General features: G+C 70.2%; 17 protein-coding genes and 1 tRNA gene. 12 read left to right on the forward strand and 6 right to left on the reverse strand.

Annotated features, from left to right (window positions below; translation table 11 throughout):
- Nucleotides 1–7: 7 nt before the first annotated feature.
- The 4 genes from AB0N82_RS03680 to AB0N82_RS03695 are packed head-to-tail and all read left to right on the forward strand — an operon-like array spanning nucleotide 8 to nucleotide 3031.
- A complete protein-coding gene (locus tag AB0N82_RS03680) occupies nucleotides 8–616 on the forward strand; it encodes a GntR family transcriptional regulator (protein WP_315994063.1) in 609 nt (202 codons plus the stop codon).
- A 48-nt stretch (nucleotides 617–664) separates the two neighbouring features.
- Nucleotides 665–1093: a hypothetical protein gene (locus AB0N82_RS03685; RefSeq protein ID WP_363388265.1), complete on the forward strand. Its 429-nt coding sequence runs from the start codon at nucleotides 665–667 to the stop codon at nucleotides 1091–1093.
- 4 nt (nucleotides 1094–1097) lie between these two features.
- Nucleotides 1098–2357, forward strand: coding sequence for a histidine kinase (locus AB0N82_RS03690; RefSeq protein WP_363388268.1), 1260 nt, complete (start codon nucleotides 1098–1100; stop codon nucleotides 2355–2357).
- On the forward strand, nucleotides 2354–3031 hold the full coding sequence (locus tag AB0N82_RS03695) for a response regulator transcription factor (RefSeq protein ID WP_363388271.1): 678 nt from the start codon (nucleotides 2354–2356) through the stop codon (nucleotides 3029–3031). Before AB0N82_RS03690 ends, AB0N82_RS03695 begins: the two co-directional genes overlap by 4 nt.
- Before the next feature lie 213 nt (nucleotides 3032–3244).
- Here the strand turns inward: AB0N82_RS03695 and AB0N82_RS03700 are convergent, their stop codons facing one another.
- Both AB0N82_RS03700 and AB0N82_RS03705 read right to left on the reverse strand, forming a co-directional pair.
- On the reverse strand, nucleotides 3245–4243 hold the full coding sequence (locus tag AB0N82_RS03700) for an endonuclease/exonuclease/phosphatase family protein (RefSeq protein WP_363388274.1): 999 nt from the start codon (nucleotides 4241–4243) through the stop codon (nucleotides 3245–3247).
- A 141-nt stretch (nucleotides 4244–4384) separates the two neighbouring features.
- Nucleotides 4385–4651, reverse strand: a complete 267-nt coding sequence (locus tag AB0N82_RS03705) for a GlsB/YeaQ/YmgE family stress response membrane protein (protein WP_315994068.1) — start codon at nucleotides 4649–4651, stop codon at nucleotides 4385–4387.
- Between the two features lie 159 nt (nucleotides 4652–4810).
- Between AB0N82_RS03705 and AB0N82_RS03710 the strand changes: the two genes are divergently transcribed.
- The gene (locus AB0N82_RS03710; protein WP_363388277.1) at nucleotides 4811–5728 is read left to right on the forward strand and encodes a DUF368 domain-containing protein; all 918 of its coding nucleotides are present in this window, start codon (nucleotides 4811–4813) and stop codon (nucleotides 5726–5728) included.
- A 314-nt stretch (nucleotides 5729–6042) separates the two neighbouring features.
- Here the strand turns inward: AB0N82_RS03710 and AB0N82_RS03715 are convergent.
- Nucleotides 6043–6126: transfer RNA gene (locus AB0N82_RS03715), tRNA-Leu, on the reverse strand.
- A 152-nt stretch (nucleotides 6127–6278) separates the two neighbouring features.
- Between AB0N82_RS03715 and AB0N82_RS03720 the strand changes: the two genes are divergently transcribed.
- From AB0N82_RS03720 to pknB, 7 genes are read left to right on the forward strand one after another with little or no spacing between them, the layout of a single operon-like run.
- Complete coding sequence (locus tag AB0N82_RS03720; RefSeq protein WP_315994103.1) at nucleotides 6279–7016, forward strand: DUF3662 and FHA domain-containing protein; 738 nt, start codon at nucleotides 6279–6281, stop codon at nucleotides 7014–7016.
- Nucleotides 7013–7558, forward strand: coding sequence for an FHA domain-containing protein (locus AB0N82_RS03725; protein ID WP_315994104.1), 546 nt, complete (start codon nucleotides 7013–7015; stop codon nucleotides 7556–7558). Before AB0N82_RS03720 ends, AB0N82_RS03725 begins: the two co-directional genes overlap by 4 nt.
- 9 nt (nucleotides 7559–7567) lie before the next feature.
- Nucleotides 7568–8806, forward strand: coding sequence for a PP2C family serine/threonine-protein phosphatase (locus tag AB0N82_RS03730; RefSeq protein WP_315994105.1), 1239 nt, complete (start codon nucleotides 7568–7570; stop codon nucleotides 8804–8806).
- On the forward strand, nucleotides 8803–10206 hold the full coding sequence (locus AB0N82_RS03735; protein WP_363388280.1) for an FtsW/RodA/SpoVE family cell cycle protein: 1404 nt from the start codon (nucleotides 8803–8805) through the stop codon (nucleotides 10204–10206). The genes AB0N82_RS03730 and AB0N82_RS03735 overlap by 4 nt, the downstream gene beginning before the upstream one ends.
- Nucleotides 10207–10246: 40 nt before the next feature.
- Nucleotides 10247–11701 (forward strand): penicillin-binding protein 2, encoded by a 1455-nt coding sequence (locus tag AB0N82_RS03740; RefSeq protein ID WP_363388282.1) that lies wholly within the window; start codon nucleotides 10247–10249, stop codon nucleotides 11699–11701.
- The gene (locus tag AB0N82_RS03745; RefSeq protein WP_363388284.1) at nucleotides 11698–13488 is read left to right on the forward strand and encodes a serine/threonine-protein kinase; all 1791 of its coding nucleotides are present in this window, start codon (nucleotides 11698–11700) and stop codon (nucleotides 13486–13488) included. The genes AB0N82_RS03740 and AB0N82_RS03745 overlap by 4 nt, the downstream gene beginning before the upstream one ends.
- A gap of 29 nt (nucleotides 13489–13517) precedes the next feature.
- Nucleotides 13518–15218 (forward strand): Stk1 family PASTA domain-containing Ser/Thr kinase, encoded by a 1701-nt coding sequence (pknB, locus tag AB0N82_RS03750; protein WP_363388286.1) that lies wholly within the window; start codon nucleotides 13518–13520, stop codon nucleotides 15216–15218.
- Here the strand turns inward: pknB and AB0N82_RS03755 are convergent.
- From AB0N82_RS03755 to AB0N82_RS03765, 3 genes are read right to left on the reverse strand one after another with little or no spacing between them, the layout of a single operon-like run.
- Nucleotides 15190–15846, reverse strand: coding sequence for a gamma-glutamyl-gamma-aminobutyrate hydrolase family protein (locus AB0N82_RS03755; protein WP_363388289.1), 657 nt, complete (start codon nucleotides 15844–15846; stop codon nucleotides 15190–15192). The genes pknB and AB0N82_RS03755 overlap by 29 nt on opposite strands.
- Nucleotides 15843–15998, reverse strand: a complete 156-nt coding sequence (locus AB0N82_RS03760; protein ID WP_363388292.1) for a hypothetical protein — start codon at nucleotides 15996–15998, stop codon at nucleotides 15843–15845. The genes AB0N82_RS03755 and AB0N82_RS03760 overlap by 4 nt, the downstream gene beginning before the upstream one ends.
- Entirely contained in the window at nucleotides 15998–16780 is a 783-nt protein-coding gene (locus AB0N82_RS03765) for a class E sortase (RefSeq protein WP_363388295.1), read from the reverse strand. Before AB0N82_RS03765 ends, AB0N82_RS03760 begins: the two co-directional genes overlap by 1 nt.
- Between the last annotated feature and the right edge of the window lie 28 nt (nucleotides 16781–16808).

The raw sequence follows: 16808 nt of genomic DNA on the forward strand, positions 1-16808 counted from the left end.
CCGGCTGATGGATGGTCGGCGGCGTGCTTCGGCCCTCGTCGACGCGGCGTACCGCTCTCTCGGCGAGGCCATCGTCGACGGTCGCCTGCAGCCCGGCGACCGTCTGCGCGACGTCGAACTCGCCGCACTCATGGGCATCTCGCGCACTCCCGTCCGCGAGGCCCTCCAGCGCCTCGAACGCATCGGTCTCGTCGAGGTCGCCGCCAACAGATACACGCGTGTGGCCTCCCTCACCGACCGTGCCCGCACGGACATGCGCGAATACGCCGCCCACACGATCGCCGGCGTGCTGCACGTCGCCCTCGATCGCGCGACCGACGAGGAGATCGCCGAGACGATCGCTCTCCTGGACGCCCTCCGCGATGCCCCGTCGTCGCGTACGTATGTCGGGGCGATGATGGCCCTGTACTCGCAGCTGGTGGCCGAATCGCGCAATGTCGTCTTCCGGAAGGCCTTCGAGCAGACCGATCTCGTGCTCCGCCGCAATCTGGACGGGTGGGAGAGCATCGACGACGACACCCGCGAACCGCTGTTCCGGCATCTCCGCGAACAGACCGCGAGGCGCGACGCGAACGGCGCCAGCTGGACGTTCCTCGCGCTGCACGGTTTCGCCTGACGGCACAAGGTCTCACCCCGCACCGCGCCACGGCACTACCGTGACGGCATGCCCCACATCGAGCTGCGCGCCCTGACCGACGACCACCGGGATGCCGCCTTCGACGCCATGTCGGCCAGCAGGTCCTCCTGGCCGCGCGGTGTCTTCGAGGCGCGGGCCTCTTTCGACGAGTGGGTCGACCGCCCCGACGTCGAGGTGTACACGGTCTCGGAGGACGGCCGGCTCTCCGGCGTCGCCGCCGCGATGGACGTCGACGGCGACCGCGAGATCCTGCTCGCCGTGACACCGGATGCCGGGGACGAGGCGCCGACGGAGGCCCTGCGCCAGCTGACCGTACGGGAGGCCGAGAGGCCGCTCTACGCCTGCGTGTCGGTCGACGACGAGCCCGCTCACGACATGCTCGCGCGCATCGGTTTCGTCGAGCACGAACGCGATGGGGCGGACGTGGTCTACGTCCTCCCGCCGACGCTAGAGTGACGCGGTGCCGACGAACGACGACCTCACCCGCGTCCTGACGCGTCCCCGCTCGCTGGCGGTCTTCGTCGCGATCGTCTTCCTCGTCACCACCGTGCAGGCGCTGACCAACCCGCTCGCGGGGCTGCTGGAGGGCGAGTTCCCCTGGGACGGACCCGTTCCCTTGGCCGCCGTCGTCGCCCTCGTCGTCCTGGGCTGCGCGGCCCAGAGCGCGTTCCTCTTCCTCAGCGCCCGCGCGCCGGTGGTCGCCGTCATCGGCACCGCGGCCTGCTACGTCGCTCTCGTCGTCGGCCTGTCCATCCCCCGCTGGCTCACCGCTCTCCCGCTCGTGGTGGCGGTCACCGTCTTCCTCCTCGCCGTGAGCAGGCGACCGCTCGTCGCCGTCGGGTGGTCCGTCACGGTGGTCGCCGCGGTGAGCCTCTCCCTCTTCGGGTGGGCCCTTTCGACGGGCGTCCCCCTCGGCATCGTGGGCAGCTTCGTCCTCGAGGCCGTCCTCGCCTTCGGCACCCCGATCGCGGGCGCGGCAGCCCTGGGCATCTGGTGGGCGCGGCGCATGCGCGTCCTCCGACGCACGCGCGACGAACTCGCCGCCGCCGCCGAGCGCCATGCCGCCGAGATCGAGCGCGTCACCACCCTCGAACGCGCGCGCATCGCTCAAGAGCTCCACGACGTGGCCGGTCAGCACCTCGCCGGATTGCTCTCCCTCGCCGATGCGGCCGTCGACATCGACGTCCTCGACACCGCGCAGGCGACCGAGCTCATCGCCGAGATGCGGGCCGAGGGGCGCTTCGCGTCGGCCAGCCTGTACGCTGCCCTGCGAGACCTCCGCATCCAGAACGGCTCGCGCGTCGGACCGACCCTCGACCTGCGTTCCCTCGACGGCCTGCGCGACTTCTGGGCGGCGCGGGGCATGAGTATCGAGATCGAGGTGCGCGGATCCATGGCCGACCTCCCCGCGATGGTCTCCACGACGGCGTACCGCGTCGTGCAGGAGGCGCTCACGAACGCGAGCAAGCACGCCCCGGGAGCCGCGACGCGAGTCGATGTCGAGGCGTCCCCCGCCACCCTGCATGTCGCCGTGCGGAACGCCCCCGCCCTCGTCCCCCGCACGGCGCCGGATGCCGGGGGTCTCGGATGGGGACTGACCGGCATGGCCGAGCGGGTGGACCTGATCCATGGCACCCTCACCGCCGGTCCCCGCGACGACGGCGGATGGTCGGTCACCCTGCGCGCTCCCGTCGGCGCCTTCGACGCGGTTTCGCCGTGACAGCCGCCGAGCCCGAGGTCAGCGTCCTCATCGTCGACGACAACCGCACCGTCCGCCGCGGCATCCGCCTGCGGCTCGAGAACGCTCGGGGGATCCGCGTCGCCGGAGAGGCGTCGAACGGACAGGATGCCGTGGTCCTGGCGCGAGCCGAGCGCGTCGACGTCGTGCTCATGGATCTGCACATGCCCGGCATCGACGGCATCGAGGCGACCCGTCGGATCACAGCCGAGCGCGCCGATCGCTGCCGAGTGGTCCTGCTGACCAGCGAGGTGTCCGACTCCTTCCTCGTCGATGCCCTCGAGGCCGGTGCCAGCGGGTATCTGCTGAAGGGCCACGAAAGCGACCAGCTGCTGCCTGTCATCCGCGGCACCGCGGCCGGCATGGCGACGATCTCGCCACTCGTCGCCCCCCGGCTGCTGCGCGAGCTCCGCGAGGCACGGCCGACGCCGGCCGATCCCGCACAGCTCGAGTTGCTCACCGCCGCCGAACGGCGCGTGGTGGGGCTGTTGAGCAGCGGCGTGACCTCCAACGACGACATCGCGCGCCATCTCTCCGTCTCTGTCAACACTGTACGGAGTCAGACGGCGGCCGCCCTGCGCAAGCTCCACCTCGATGACCGGACGCAGCTCGCGCTCTGGGGCGCCCGGAACGGCCTCGATCGTCGCGACGCGTAGTCCGAACGGATGAAATCGCGACCGGTCCCCCCGCCGGATTCCGCACCTCGCGAGGAATCGTGCGCCGCATTCGCGACGAATGGTGCGCGCGGGCGGCGGGAACGCGCCAGAATGCTGCTCACAGCGGCGTGGCTTCGCCGCTCATCCGCGCGGGGCCGGGAGTTTGGGGGCGGCCCCGCGCGGCCACACCGGTCCCGTGCGGACGCCGCTGCGTCAGCGTCGGGACAGCGTCGCGACGATCGGGCGGTGGTCGCTTCCGGCGTCATCGAACCCCGCGATGACGGAGAACCCGTCGGCCGTCCAGTCCGAGCCGACGAGCACGTGATCGATGGGGGCGCCGAGCAGCGCCGGGAGCCGGACGGGCCACGTTCCCACAGCGGCCGAGCCGGCGGCGGCGGCGGCATCGCGGCATCCGCCCAGATCGCCTCCGGCTGCGCCGTAGCCGTCGAAGTGGTCGACGGTCGCGTTGAGGTCGCCCGCGACGATCACATCGGCGGCGGCGCAGGCATCGGCGATCCAGGCCAGCCCGGCGTCCCACTCATCCAGGACTGCGGGCAGGGGAGGCATCGGATGCGCGGCGACGAGCGTCGGTCCCCCGCCGTCGACCGGGCGCCACAGGCCGCTCGGCAGTCCGGGCGTCGATCCCGCGCGGACGTCTCGCATGTAGACGCCGAGCGTGTCGGAGATGAGTATCGAGGTGGGGATCGTCTCGCCACCCTCCGCCGCCCACACCGTGTCGTGGCGCATCGAGCGTCCACTCGCCTGCAGGATGCCGACCACCTCCGCCGCGGCGAAGGCATCCGTCTCGGGCAGGCTCACGACGTCCGCGCCCGTCTCCCGTACGGCGCGCGCGATCCGCTCCGGCGAGACGGATCCTCCGTAGGTGTTCCAGGCCATGACGGTGAGCTCCCCGTCGGGCACGGCCGCGCCCGGGCCGCGCACCGCGAGCACGACGCCGTTACCCACCGCCGCCGCGACGAGCGAGAGGGCGAGGGCCGCCGAAACTCCCCAGCGACGACGTCGCACCGCGATCGCCGCGCACGCGAGGGCCGCCACGGCGAGGCCGATGGCCAGTGGAGCCCGGAGGGAGATGGCGTTGGCGACGAGCGGGAGACGATGGATGCCGATCCCCTGGGGCCAGATGGCGGCGGCAGCCGCGACCGCACCGAGCAGCAGCGCGATGACGAACGAGGGGCGGGGTCTGGTCGGCATCCTGATCAGTAAAGCGCGCCCGTCACGCGGTTCGCACGTCCGCTGAGACGGCGGCGTGCTCGGACGCCGGATCGACGTCGCCGTCACGACGCGCGAGGGCCCGGGACGCGGTTCCCCGCCCCGGGCCCTCGGGTCACGTGATCAGCGCGCGGCGCGACGCCCCACGATGAGGCCGTAGATCAGCAGCACGATGATCGATCCGCCGATGGCCAGCAGCCACGTCTGGATCGAGAAGAAGTCCTGAAGCGGGGCGTTGAACAGCAGTCCACCGAGGAAGCCGCCCAGCAGGGCGCCCACGACGCCGAGCACCAGCGTGATCAGCCAGCCGCCACCCTGCTTCCCGGGGAGGATCAGCTTGGCGATGGCGCCGGCCAGGAGGCCGAGGAGGAGAAATCCGAAGAATCCCATGTTGTCGTTCCTTTCGCGAGTGAGAACCGAAGCCCGCGCACGGCGGGACTCATTGCATACAGCCTCCTCCCAGGAAAGCGTTTCGCGGGGTGGGTTGCATCGGCGCTGATTGTCTGGTTCGCGCGAGGCGCGATCGGCTGTTCGCATAGCGTGGGGCGGATGGCCGACCATCTTGCCGACCGCCGTCCCCCTCTCCGCCCCGCGCTCGACCTCGGGCGAGGCCTCCTCATCGGGGCTGTCGAAGTCGTCCCGGGGGTGAGCGGGGGCACGGTCGCCCTCATCGTCGGCGTCTACACCACCCTGATCGAGGCCGCGAGCCACGTGGTGCGCGCCGTCGTCGCCCTCGGCGACCTCCCTCGGGGGCGGGGCATCAGCCGCGCGCGGGCGCATCTCGCGGCGGTGCGCTGGAGCGTCGTCGCTCCCGTCCTCGTCGGCATGGTGCTCGCCGTCGTCCTGGGCGCGCGCGTTCTCGCTCCCCTCGTCGAGGAGCACCCGACGGCGACACGGGCCGTGTTCGGCGGGATGATCGCGGCATCCCTCCTCATACCGGTGCGCCTGCTCGGCCGGTCGTGGACGTGGCGGCTGTCCCTGCTCGCCGGCTTCGCCGCAGCGGGAGCCTTCCTCGTGACGGGCCTGCCGTCATCGCGGGTGATCGATCCGCCCCTCCTGCTCGTGGCCCTCGCCGCGGCGGTCGCTGTCTGCGCCCTCGTGATGCCGGGGTTGTCGGGCGCGTTCCTGCTGCTGGTCTTCGGGCTGTACGAGACGACACTCGTCGCCGTCAATGAACGCGATGTCCCGTACATCCTCGCCTTCGCCATCGGGGCGGTGGTGGGCCTCAGCCTGTTCGTGAACCTGCTGCGGGTGCTCCTCGCCCGGTTCCGCGAGATCATGCTCGCGCTGATGACGGGCCTCATGCTCGGCTCCCTCCGCGCCCTCTGGCCGTGGCAGGACGCGTTCGGGCAGGCGACGCCGGCGGGACCGGATGCCGTCCCGATGGCGTTGCTCGCGCTGGGGGGCGCCGCGGTGGTGCTCCTCGTCGTCGCGATGCAGGCGCGACTCGACCGTCCGCGCCGTTGAGCTCTTCGTCCCCAATCTGTGGACAACTCTGTGCACAGTCGAAAAACTCATGTGGATAACCCTGTGGGAAGTCGGCGCGGACAGCTCGCCGACGTCACGTCGACGCGGTTCACGCGCCCGTCATTCCGGGCGTCGAGGGGAATTACATCCGCGTAATTCCGCGAGACCGCCCCCGTGATCGCGGCGGAGAACGTCCTGGGGAGAACTTCGCTCACAGGGGGTGGAAACTGTGGATAACTTTCCGACGCGGACGACTTCTCGTGCGGCAAACGACGAAGACCCCGGGGATGAACCCCGGGGTCTTCGTCGTTCTGTGCGCGAGGGGGGACTTGAACCCCCACGCCCTTGCGGGCACTGGCACCTGAAGCCAGCGCGTCTACCTATTCCGCCACTCGCGCGAGTCACGGCACGGATGCCACGAACTCAACTTCCCGAGAATATCACGGCGGGGTCCACGTGACGAAACGCGGCCGCGGGAGGCCGCTTCCATGACCTGCCCAGCCGCCCTGGCTACGATGTGCCTACTGGTCTGCCTGCCCGAAGGAGTCTCGTGGGACTACTCGACAGTTTCGAGAAAGGTCTCGAACGCGCCGTCAACGGTGCGTTCGCGAAGACCTTCCGTAGCGGCATCCAGCCGGTGGAGATCGCCTCCGCGCTGCGCAGCGAGCTCGACAAGAAGGCCGTGGTGGTCACGCGCGAGCGCATCCTGGCGCCGAACGCCTTCTCGGTGCGCCTCTCCCCCGCCGACGACGAGAAGATGGGCGCCCTGGGCTCCACACTGCTCACCGAGCTCGACACGCTCGTGAAGAAGCACGCCCGCACGCAGGGCTACTCGTTCGCGGGGCCCGTCGCCATCACGATCGAACGCGACTCCTCCTTGTCGACGGGCACGCTCCGCGTGGACTCGCAGACCACCGAGGGCCGTGTCGCCTGGCGCGGTGTCGTCGACATCGACGGCACGCGTCATCCGCTCACGAGCTCGCGCACCGTGATCGGACGCGGCAGCGACGCCGACATCACCATCCCCGACGCCGGCACCAGTCGCAAGCACGTCGAGATCCTGTGGGACGGCGAGCGCGCGATGGTCCGCGACCTGGGCTCGACCAACGGCACCACCCTGAACGGCCGCAAGGTCTCGGAGGCGGCACTGCCCCCCGATTCGACGATCTCGATCGGCCGCACCAATATCGTGTTCCGTGTGGTCGCGCAGGCGCAGCCGCCGCGGCGCCCGCAGGCGTCCGACGCCACGAGCATCTTCGACGTCCGGGAACGGGGACCCCTGTCATGAGTCAGCTGACTCTGCTTCTTCTGCAGGGCGGGTTCCTCGTGCTGCTGTGGTTCTTCGTGTTCGGCGTCGTCTACTCGCTGCGTGCCGACCTCTTCGGCGTGAAGGTGCGCAAGCTCCCCGAGCCGGCGGCAGCGTCGTCCGCTCCCGCGGCCGCGGCGCCGACCGCGTCTCCCGACGCCGTGACCACGCAGGTCAAGCGTCCGGCCGCACCGCCCGCTCCCGCCCCGGTCGGGGCTCTCGCGACGACCGCGGCGGTCTCGCGCATCGTCATCACGAGCGGCCCCAAGGCGGGTCTCGAACTCCCGCTGGGCACCGAGCCGCTCACGATCGGCCGGTCGAGCGAGTCGGGGCTCGTCATCCGCGACGACTACACCTCCAGCCACCACGCCCGACTCGTGCTGTGGGGCGATCAGTGGATGCTGCAGGACCTCGACTCCACCAACGGAACGACGCACGACGGCGTCCGCGTCGCGTCGCCCGTGCAGGTCAAGGTGGGTGCGCCCATCAAGGTCGGCGCGACCACGTTCGAGTTGAGGACGTAAGCCACCCCCATGGTCTTCCAGGGCTCGAGCGCCGCCATCTCTCACACGGGCAAGGTGCGCTCCAACAATCAGGACTCCGGCTATGCCGGGTCCAACCTCTTCGTCGTCGCCGACGGGATGGGCGGTCATGCCGGGGGCGACGTCGCCTCGAGTCTGGCGATCCACCGACTGACCGAGCTCGACCAGCCCTTCGGCACCCCCGCGCAGGCGGAGCACGCGATCCGCGACGCCCTCGCCGACACCGCGGCCGAGCTGATCGACACGGTCGCCCGCCGCCCCGAGCTCGCCGGTATGGGCACCACGGTGAGCGCCCTGGTGATGGTCGACGACTACGCCGTCATCGGCCACATCGGCGACTCGCGCATCTACCTCTACCGCGACGACACGCTCACGCAGATCACGGCCGACCACACCTTCGTGCAGCGCCTCGTCGACTCGGGCCGCATCACGCCCGAAGAGGCGCGATACCACCCGCGGCGCTCCGTCCTCATGCGCGTGCTCGGCGACATGGACCCCGATCCCGAGGTCGACAGCTTCATCATGCCGACGCAGGACGGCGATCGCTGGCTGCTGTGCTCCGACGGGCTGTCGGGGGTCGTCGACGACCCGCACACCGCCAAGACGCTCGCCCTCGGCATGCCCCCGGCGCGCACGGCCGACGCGCTGCTCAAGCAGGCGCTCGACGGCGGCGCGCCCGACAACGTCACCGTGGTGCTCGTCGACGTGGGCGGCCAGCATCCGGTGTTCATCGGCACCCCGGCGATCGTCGGCTCCGCCTCCAACCCGAGCGGCGTGGTCGTCCCGGCGGCCCGGCCCAGCCGTCCGAACTGGCTGCACCACGCCCGCCAGGTCGCCAACGAACCGACCCATTTCGAGCCCGCCGCGGAGTTCCTCGAGGAGCTCATCGAAGAAGACCGCCGTCGCGCGCGCCGTCGCCGTTTCGGCTGGCTCGCCGCGCTGCTCGTCGTGCTGGCCGGCATCGGGCTCGCCCTGTTCGCCGGGTACAACTGGACCCAGACGCGGTACTACGTCGGCGCCGACGAGAACTCGGTCGTCATCTACCGCGGCATCCAGCAGTCCATCGGGCCGATCTCGCTCTCGACCGTCTACGAGGACACCAACATCGTGCTCGCCGATCTGTCGGACTTCGACCGTCAGACCGTCGAGGCCACGATCTCGGCCCGCTCGCTCTCCGATGCGGAGCTGATCGTCGACCGCCTGCGCCCGGCGGCGGAGGGAAGCGGATGACCGACCAGAAGCAGACGCGCTCCCCCGACGCCGTGTCGACCGACACGGCTGTGATGCGCGCCCTGAAGAAGATCCGCGTCCCGGCGACGCAGCGCAACCGCGAGCTGGGTCTGCTCTTCTTCGCGATCGCCGTCTACGGCTCCGCCGTGGCCCTCGTCCAGCTCGGGGCGACCGGCGCGATCGACACCGGCTTCCTCTCGCTCGCCGCCGTGCCCGCCGTGCTCGGCCTCGTGATGCACGTCGTGCTGCGCCTGCGCGTGCGCGACGCCGATCCGTTCGTCCTCCCCATCGCCACCGTGCTGACGGGTCTCGGCATCGCGATGATCTACCGCATCGACCTCGCCGACCAGAGCGCCGGATGGGATGCCACGGGTCACCGCCAGATCGCGTGGGCCGCCATCGCGATGATCTGTGCACTGGCCGTGCTGATCTTCGTCCGCAACTACCGCGTCCTCTTCCGGTACACCTACCTCTCGGGACTGGTCGGCATCCTGCTGCTGCTCCTGCCTTTCGTGCCCGGTCTGGGCACCGACCAGAACGCCGATGTGTGGGTCTCGCTCGGCTTCGTGTCGTTCCAGCCCGGTGAGCTGGCGAAGATCTGCCTCGCGATCTTCTTCGCCGGCTACCTCGTGCGCACCCGAGAGAGCCTCACCTCCACGGGCACCCGGTTCCTCTTCATGACCTGGCCGCGGGCGCGCGAGCTCGGCCCGGTGCTCATCATCTGGCTCGTCTCGCTCGGCATCATCGTGCTGCAGCGCGACCTCGGAACCGGCCTGCTCATCTTCGGCATGTTCGTCGCCATGCTCTACGCCGCGACCGGCAAGACGAGCTGGGTCGTCATCGGCCTGATCCTCGTCGCCAGCGGTGCGTTCCTGGCATCCCGGGTTCTGCCCTACGTGCAGGGCCGCTTCGCCAACTGGCTGAACGCCTTCGACCCCGAGGTCATCGACCGCGACGGCGGCAGCTACCAGCTGGTGCAGGGCATCTTCGGGCTGTCCCACGGTGGACTGTTCGGCACCGGGCTCGGCCAGGGGCGTCCGTACATCACGCCGCTGTCGCAGAGCGACTACATCGTCCCGAGCCTCGGCGAGGAGCTCGGCCTCGTCGGGATCTTCGCGATCCTCGCGTTGTACATGGTGTTCACCAGCCGTGGCATCCGCGTCGGTCTCGCCGGTCAGGACGACTTCGGCAAGCTCCTCGCGACGGGCTTCTCGTTCACGATCGCCCTGCAGGTGTTCATCATGGTCGGCGGCGTCACGCGCGTCATCCCGCTGACGGGTCTGACCACGCCCTTCCTCGCCGCCGGCGGATCGTCGCTCATCGCGAACTGGATCATCGTGGCGTTCCTGCTGCGCATCTCCGACGCCGTCCGCTCCCGCCCCCGGGTGGTGATCGGCTGATGCGCCGCGCCCCCGCCGCCCCCCGACCCGAGGAGGCACCGTGACCAAAGAACTCCGACGCCTCAGCATCGTCATGCTCGCCATGTTCCTGGCGCTGTTCGCCTCGACGAGCGTCATCCAGGTCGTCCAGGCGAACGCCCTGACCAACACCCAGGGCAACACCCGCGCCCTCTACGACTCCTTCGAGATCCAGCGCGGATCGATCATCGTCAGCGGCACGCCGATCGCCCAGTCGGTCCCGTCCGACGACGTGTACAGCTGGCAGCGCCAATACGCGGATGCCGCCATGTGGGCGCCCGTGACCGGCTACATGAACCCCGTGCTCGACGCGAAGACCAACATCGAGTCCGCCGAGAACAGCGTGCTCAGCGGCTCCGACTCGAACCAGTTCTTCTCGCGCATCGACCGCGCCATCACCGGTCAGGCCCCGCGCGGATCGAACGTCGAACTCTCGCTCGACGCGAACGTGCAGAAGGCCGCGTGGGACGCCCTCGGCGACCAGCAGGGCGCCGTCGTGGCGATCGAACCCTCGACCGGCCGCATCCTCGCCATGGTCTCGAAGCCGAGCTTCGACACGAACACGCTCGCCTCCCACGACACGGATGCCGTGAACGCGGCGTACGACCAGCTGGTCGCCGACAGCGCGAAGCCGCTCGACAACCGCGCGATCTCGGGGAACCTCAACCCCCCGGGGTCGACGTTCAAGCTCGTCGTGGCCTCGGCCGCCCTGGCATCCGGCAAGTACACCCCCGACTCGGCCTTCCCCAATCTCGCCGCCTACACGCTGCCGCAGTCGACCAACGTCGTCAGCAACGCCGGCGGCGGAACGTGCGGCGGCGGCGACACCGTGACCATCGCCACGGCCCTGCGGTTGAGCTGCAACATCCCGTTCGCCGAGCTCGCCGTCGAGTTGGGCGACGACGCGATCCGTGCGGAGGCGGAGAAGTACGGTTTCAACACGTCCTTCACGATGCCGCTGACGTCGACCGCGTCCACCTACCCGGCCAGCCCCAACGCGCCGCAGACCGCGCTGAGCGGCTTCGGCCAGGGCGACGTCCGCGCCACGCCGCTGCAGATGGCCATGGTCTCGGCGGGCATCGCGAACGACGGTGTGGTGATGAACCCGCGGATGGTCGATCGGGTGATCGAGCCGAACCTGTCGGTCACCGACGAGGGCACCAGCAGTGAGTTCGGTCGCGCGATCGAGTCCGACGTCGCCGCCCAGATGGTGTCGATGATGACGGCGAACGTCCAGGACGGCGCGGCATCGAATGCAAGAATAGACGGGGTCCAGGTGGCGGGTAAGACCGGCACCGCGGAGAACGATTCCCGCCCCTACACTCTCTGGTTCACCGGCTTCGCACCGGCGGACGACCCTCAGGTCGCCGTCGCCGTGGTCGTCGAAGACGGTGGAGGCCAGGGGCAGAGCGGGAGCGGCAACGAGATCGCCGCCCCGATAGCGAAGAAGGTCATGGAGGCGGTGCTGGGTAAATGAGACCGACACAGGGTGTGACCTTCGGCGGGCGGTACGAGCTCGATTCACGGATCGCGATCGGCGGTATGGGCGAGGTCTGGGAGGCGACCGACCACGTCATCGGCCGGACCGTCGCCATCAAGATCCTCAAAGACGAGTACATGGGCGACCCAGGCTTCTTGGAGCGCTTCCGCGCCGAAGCCCGCCACGCCGCGCTCGTGAACCACGAGGGCATCGCGAGCGTCTTCGACTACGGCGAGGAAGACGGCAGCGCCTTCCTCGTGATGGAGCTCGTCCCCGGCGAGGCCCTGTCCACGATCCTCGAGCGCGAGGGGTCGCTGTCGAGCGACAAGACCCTCGACATCGTCGCGCAGACCGCAGCCGCCCTCCAGGCGGCGCACGCCGCGGGCCTCGTGCACCGCGACATCAAGCCCGGCAACCTGCTGATCACCCCCGACGGCCGCGTGAAGATCACCGACTTCGGCATCGCGCGCATCGCCGATCAGGTCCCGCTCACCGCGACCGGCCAGGTCATGGGCACGGTGCAGTACCTCTCCCCCGAGCAGGCCTCGGGACACCCGGCGTCACCGGCCACCGACACCTACTCGCTGGGCATCGTCGCGTACGAATGCCTGGCGGGCAAGCGTCCCTTCACGGGCGAGTCGCAGGTGGCCATCGCCATGGCGCAGATCAACGAGCAGCCCGCTCCGCTGCCGCCCACGGTCGCCGTCCCGGTGCAGAACCTCGTGATGGCGATGATCGCGAAGAAGCCCGAGGACCGCCCGGCATCCTCCGCCGCCGTCTCGCGCGCCGCAGCTGCGCTCCGCCGCGGCGACCTCGCCGCTGCCGCGGCGGCCGTCCCGGCGATCGCCGCCGGTGCCGCCGCTGTCGACGACGCCACGCAACTCCTCACCTCGGGGCAGACCTCGGCCACCACGCGCCTGCTGCCCGCGGCCGGCGCCGCAGCGGCGGGTGTCGCTCCCATCCTCACGGAGGAGCACACCGAAGAGAACGCCGCCCCGCAGAAGAAGAAGCGGAGCCCCTGGACGTGGCCGCTGGTCGCGCTCATCGTGCTGCTGGCCCTGGTCCTCGGTGGAACGCTCTTCACGCTCCTGGCGAACCAGAACGAGCCGGACGCCGCCCCCACCAGCGCCGCTCCCAGTTCCGCCACTCCCAGCACCCCCGCCTCTCCGTCGACCTCGCCGACGCCCACGCAGTCGGCACAGCTCGTCGACGTCGACGCCCTCGACCTCATCGGCAAGACCTGCGACGAAGCGCGCAGCATCCTGGGTGACGCGAACCTCGGCGCGACGTGCGCCACCGGCACGGCCGCCGAGAACGCCGACCAGATCGGTCTCGTGTACATCGTCGACCCCACGGGACGCAACCTCGAGGGCACGAACATCACGGTGACCGTGTACGGCGAAGAGACGCCGCTGCAGCAGCCGGGTACGCCCACCCTCCCGGGCACGTCCGTCACGGCCGGCAGCGACATCCAGGTGTCGTGGCAGCAGTACTCCTGCCCCGCCGGTACCGGCAGCGTGACGTCGTACGACTTCACCGCGACGAACGGCACGTTCGACACGAACGGTCAGTCCACGGCGTCGTTCTCGCCGGACGAGCGCAACGCGCAGCTGAAGGTGAGCAACTCGGTCGGGCAGTCGCTGCGCGTCACGTACACCGTCAGCTGCTCGGGCACCGACCGCACGGCAGGACCCTCGGGCGAGGCATCCGCCTCGATCACGGGAGGCAACTCGCCGAGCCCCTCCACCACGGGCAACGGCGCCGGCGCCACCACCAAGCCCTGAGCTTCGACCCACCCCCTCCGGGAGTTTTCGTGACCATTGAGACGCGCGTCCTGTCCGGGCGCTACCGCGTCGACGACCTCATCGGTCGCGGCGGCATGGCGAGCGTCTATCGTGGCTACGACCAGACGCTCGGGCGCACGGTGGCCATCAAGATCCTCAAGGCGGATCTGGCGGGCGACGCCGCGTTCCGCACGCGCTTCCGTCTCGAGGCTCAGGCCGCGTCGCGCATGGCTCATCCGACCATCGTCCGTGTCTTCGACGCGGGCGAGGACGTCGAGGTCGGCGTCGACGGCCAGGAGCGCCCCGTTCCGTACATCGTCATGGAGCTCGTGCACGGGCGCCTGCTGAAGGAGATCATCGCCGAGGGCTCGGTGCCGGTCGACTATGCGCTGCGCTACGTCGACGGCATCCTCGAGGCCCTCGAGTACTCCCACCGCGCCGGAGTGGTGCATCGCGACATCAAGCCCGGCAACGTCATGATCACGGATGCCGGGCGCGTTAAGGTCATGGACTTCGGTATCGCGCGAGCCGTGTCCGACTCGTCGTCCACCGTCGCCGAGACGACCGCGATCGTGGGCACGGCGGCGTACTTCTCGCCGGAGCAGGCGAAGGGCGAGTCCGTCGACGCCCGAGCCGATCTGTACTCCACCGGTGTCGTGCTCTACGAACTGCTCACGGGCCGCCCTCCCTTCCGCGGCGAGACCCCCGTCGCCGTCGCGTACCAGCACGTGAGCGAGGCCCCGCTGCCTCCGAGCGAGGTCAACGAGAGCATCCCCCGCGCCCTCGACGCGATCGTGCTGCGCGCACTCGCGAAAGACCCGTTCCAGCGTCCGCAGGATGCCGCGGGCTTCCGCGAGGCACTCGACGAGACCGCCGACGGCAAGTCGCCGACGAAACGCCAGATGTCGGCCCTCTCTAACGAGCTTTACGGACCGAACCCCCGCCAGGCTGCCGAGACCGCCCGTTCGCTCCGGCAGCTCAGTACCGACACGACCATGCGTCGCACCCAGCCCGGACCGCCCGTCGCGTGGATCTGGGCCGGCGTCACGGTGCTCGCCGTCCTGCTCGTCGCCGTCCTCATCTGGGTGATGCAGATCCAGCCGAACGAGGACGTGCCCACCAACTCCTTCACCGTCCCCAACGTCGTAGACATGTCGTACGAGCGGGCCGTCGAGACACTCGAGGCGCAGGAGCTCACCGCGAGCCGTGTCAACGAACCCGACGCGGACATCGCCGCAGGCAACGTCACGCGCACCACCCCCGACGCGGGGACCACCGTGGCGTCCGGTCAGCAGGTCACCGTCTACGTCTCGACCGGGCCCGACACCGCGTCGGTGCCCTCGCTGGAGGGCCTGTCCGAGTCCGAGGCGCGCACCGCCTTGCAGAACGCGGGTCTGTCGGTCGGATCGATCCGCCGCACCACCGATCCCGCTCTCTCCGCAGGCACCGTGATGTCCGCGAGCGCCGAGGCCGACACGCAGCTGGCCAAGGGCACCGCGGTCAACCTGGTCGTCGCCAGCGGCCAGGTCGTCATCGTCAACTACACGGGGTACCTCCTCGAAGCCGCCATCCGCGACCTCGAGTCCGACAGCAAGCAGCTGACGGTCATCACGCAGGAAGACCCCGGATGCCGCGCCACCACGCCCCAGACGGTGAGCGGCCAGTCGCTCGCCCCGGGTGAGGTGCCGGTGCACAGCGAGATCACGCTGTCGGTCTGCTCGGGCTCCTGAGGCCACGCGGGCTGAGGCGGGCGGCGCGTTCGGCCGCGCCGGGCATGCCGGCGTTCTCCAACCACCGGCCCAGGAGGACGTGACCCCCCTCGGTGAGGACGCTCTCGGGGTGGAACTGCACCCCCTCGATCGGCGCGGTTCGGTGGCGGATCCCCATGACGACACCGCCATCCGTGAGCGCCGTCACCTCCAGCACGTCCGGCACCGACGTCGGGTCCACCGCGAGGGAGTGGTACCTCGTCGCCGAGAACCCATCCGGCAGGTCGGCGAAGACGCCCGCGCCGTCGTGTCGCACGACACTCGTGATCCCGTGCAGCAGCTCGGGGGCGTGCCCCACGCGCCCTCCGAACGCCGTCGCGATGGCCTGGTGCCCGAGGCACACCCCGAGAAGAGGGATGCCGAGCTCCGCCGCCTCGAGGATCACCCGCTCGGACTGGCCGGCTTCGGCGGGATGCCCCGGTCCCGGGGAGACCAGGACGGCGTCGGCGGATCCCCCGACGACGGTCGACAGCCGGGTGTCGTCGGCGGACAGGAGGTCCGTCTGCGCACCCAGGTCGCGCAGGTAGCCGGCGAGGGTGTGGACGAAACTGTCGCGGTTGTCGACGATGACGACGCGCCAGGGGCTCACTCGACCGTGACCTCCTGCGGGTAGACGATGTCGCTGACCCAGGGGAAGACGTAGAAGAAGAGGCCGTAGAGCACGGCCACCAGCAGGACGATCACGATCAGCAGGCGCACCCACCACGGACCGGGGAGGACGCGCCAGAGGGCTCCGTACATCAGGCTGCTCCAGAGGTCAGGGCGAGAGGCGGGCCCGCGTCGGTGCGGGGGGTGTACGACTCGAAGACACCGTAGGCGATCGCTCGTTCTGAGAAGCCGTAGCGCGGGCTGCAGGTCGTCATCGTGATGATGCGGTCGGTCGCCTCGATCTCGGGGCGCTGCGGGAGGGGCAGCAGCACGTCGACCGCGTCCGGACGCACGTACTCGAGGTTGCGATAGCGATAGGTGTACCACCCGGTCTCGGTCTCGACCACGATGGCGTCACCGATGTGCAGCGACGGCAGATCCGCGAAGGGAGCCCCGTGGCTGCCGCGATGACCGGCGATGGCGAAGTTGCCGAGCTGACCGGGCATGGCGCTGTCGGGGTAGTGTCCGAGGCCGATCGGGTCGAGCGTCCGCGACGCACTCACCCCACCGGCCAGGCGGAACTGATAGTCGGAACCCAGCCGTGGGATGCGCACGACGCCGAAGATCTGGGCATCGTCGGGCTGCGCCATCGCCGGCGGATCGGAAGTGGGCGGGATGCCCGGGGTCGAGGTGTCGCTCGGCGCCGGAGCAGGCGGATCGGCCGCCCAAGACTCGGTGATGTCGCGCGCCTCGTTCTTGAACTGCGACCCGATGATGACGTCGCCGATCCACAGCTGCCAGACCACGAAGAGGAGCACCAGCACACCAGCGGTCACGAGGAGATCGCCGATCACGCCGATGACCGAGAGACCACGGCGGGGAGCCGTCGTGCGCCGCCGTGCCCGTCGGGTCTGAGGCTGCGGGACGGTGTGCACGAGGCGAGTCTAGTTCCGTGGGTTCGCG

The organism is Microbacterium sp. NPDC089186, from assembly GCF_040685115.1.
GTDB lineage: Bacteria > Actinomycetota > Actinomycetes > Actinomycetales > Microbacteriaceae > Microbacterium > Microbacterium galbum.

What these genes read in the sequence shown, in the direction of transcription:
- AB0N82_RS03680 (WP_315994063.1), top strand. Translation starts at nt 8, where the DNA reads ATGGATGGTCGGCGGCGTGCTTCGGCCCTCGTCGACGCGGCGTACCGC.
- AB0N82_RS03685 (WP_363388265.1), top strand. Translation starts at nt 665, where the DNA reads ATGCCCCACATCGAGCTGCGCGCCCTGACCGACGACCACCGGGATGCC.
- AB0N82_RS03700 (WP_363388274.1), bottom strand. Translation starts at nt 4,243, where the DNA reads ATGCCGACCAGACCCCGCCCCTCGTTCGTCATCGCGCTGCTGCTCGGT.
- AB0N82_RS03705 (WP_315994068.1), bottom strand. Translation starts at nt 4,651, where the DNA reads ATGGGATTCTTCGGATTTCTCCTCCTCGGCCTCCTGGCCGGCGCCATC.
- AB0N82_RS03710 (WP_363388277.1), top strand. Translation starts at nt 4,811, where the DNA reads ATGGCCGACCATCTTGCCGACCGCCGTCCCCCTCTCCGCCCCGCGCTC.
- AB0N82_RS03725 (WP_315994104.1), top strand. Translation starts at nt 7,013, where the DNA reads ATGAGTCAGCTGACTCTGCTTCTTCTGCAGGGCGGGTTCCTCGTGCTG.
- AB0N82_RS03730 (WP_315994105.1), top strand. Translation starts at nt 7,568, where the DNA reads ATGGTCTTCCAGGGCTCGAGCGCCGCCATCTCTCACACGGGCAAGGTG.
- AB0N82_RS03735 (WP_363388280.1), top strand. Translation starts at nt 8,803, where the DNA reads ATGACCGACCAGAAGCAGACGCGCTCCCCCGACGCCGTGTCGACCGAC.
- AB0N82_RS03745 (WP_363388284.1), top strand. Translation starts at nt 11,698, where the DNA reads ATGAGACCGACACAGGGTGTGACCTTCGGCGGGCGGTACGAGCTCGAT.
- AB0N82_RS03760 (WP_363388292.1), bottom strand. Translation starts at nt 15,998, where the DNA reads ATGTACGGAGCCCTCTGGCGCGTCCTCCCCGGTCCGTGGTGGGTGCGC.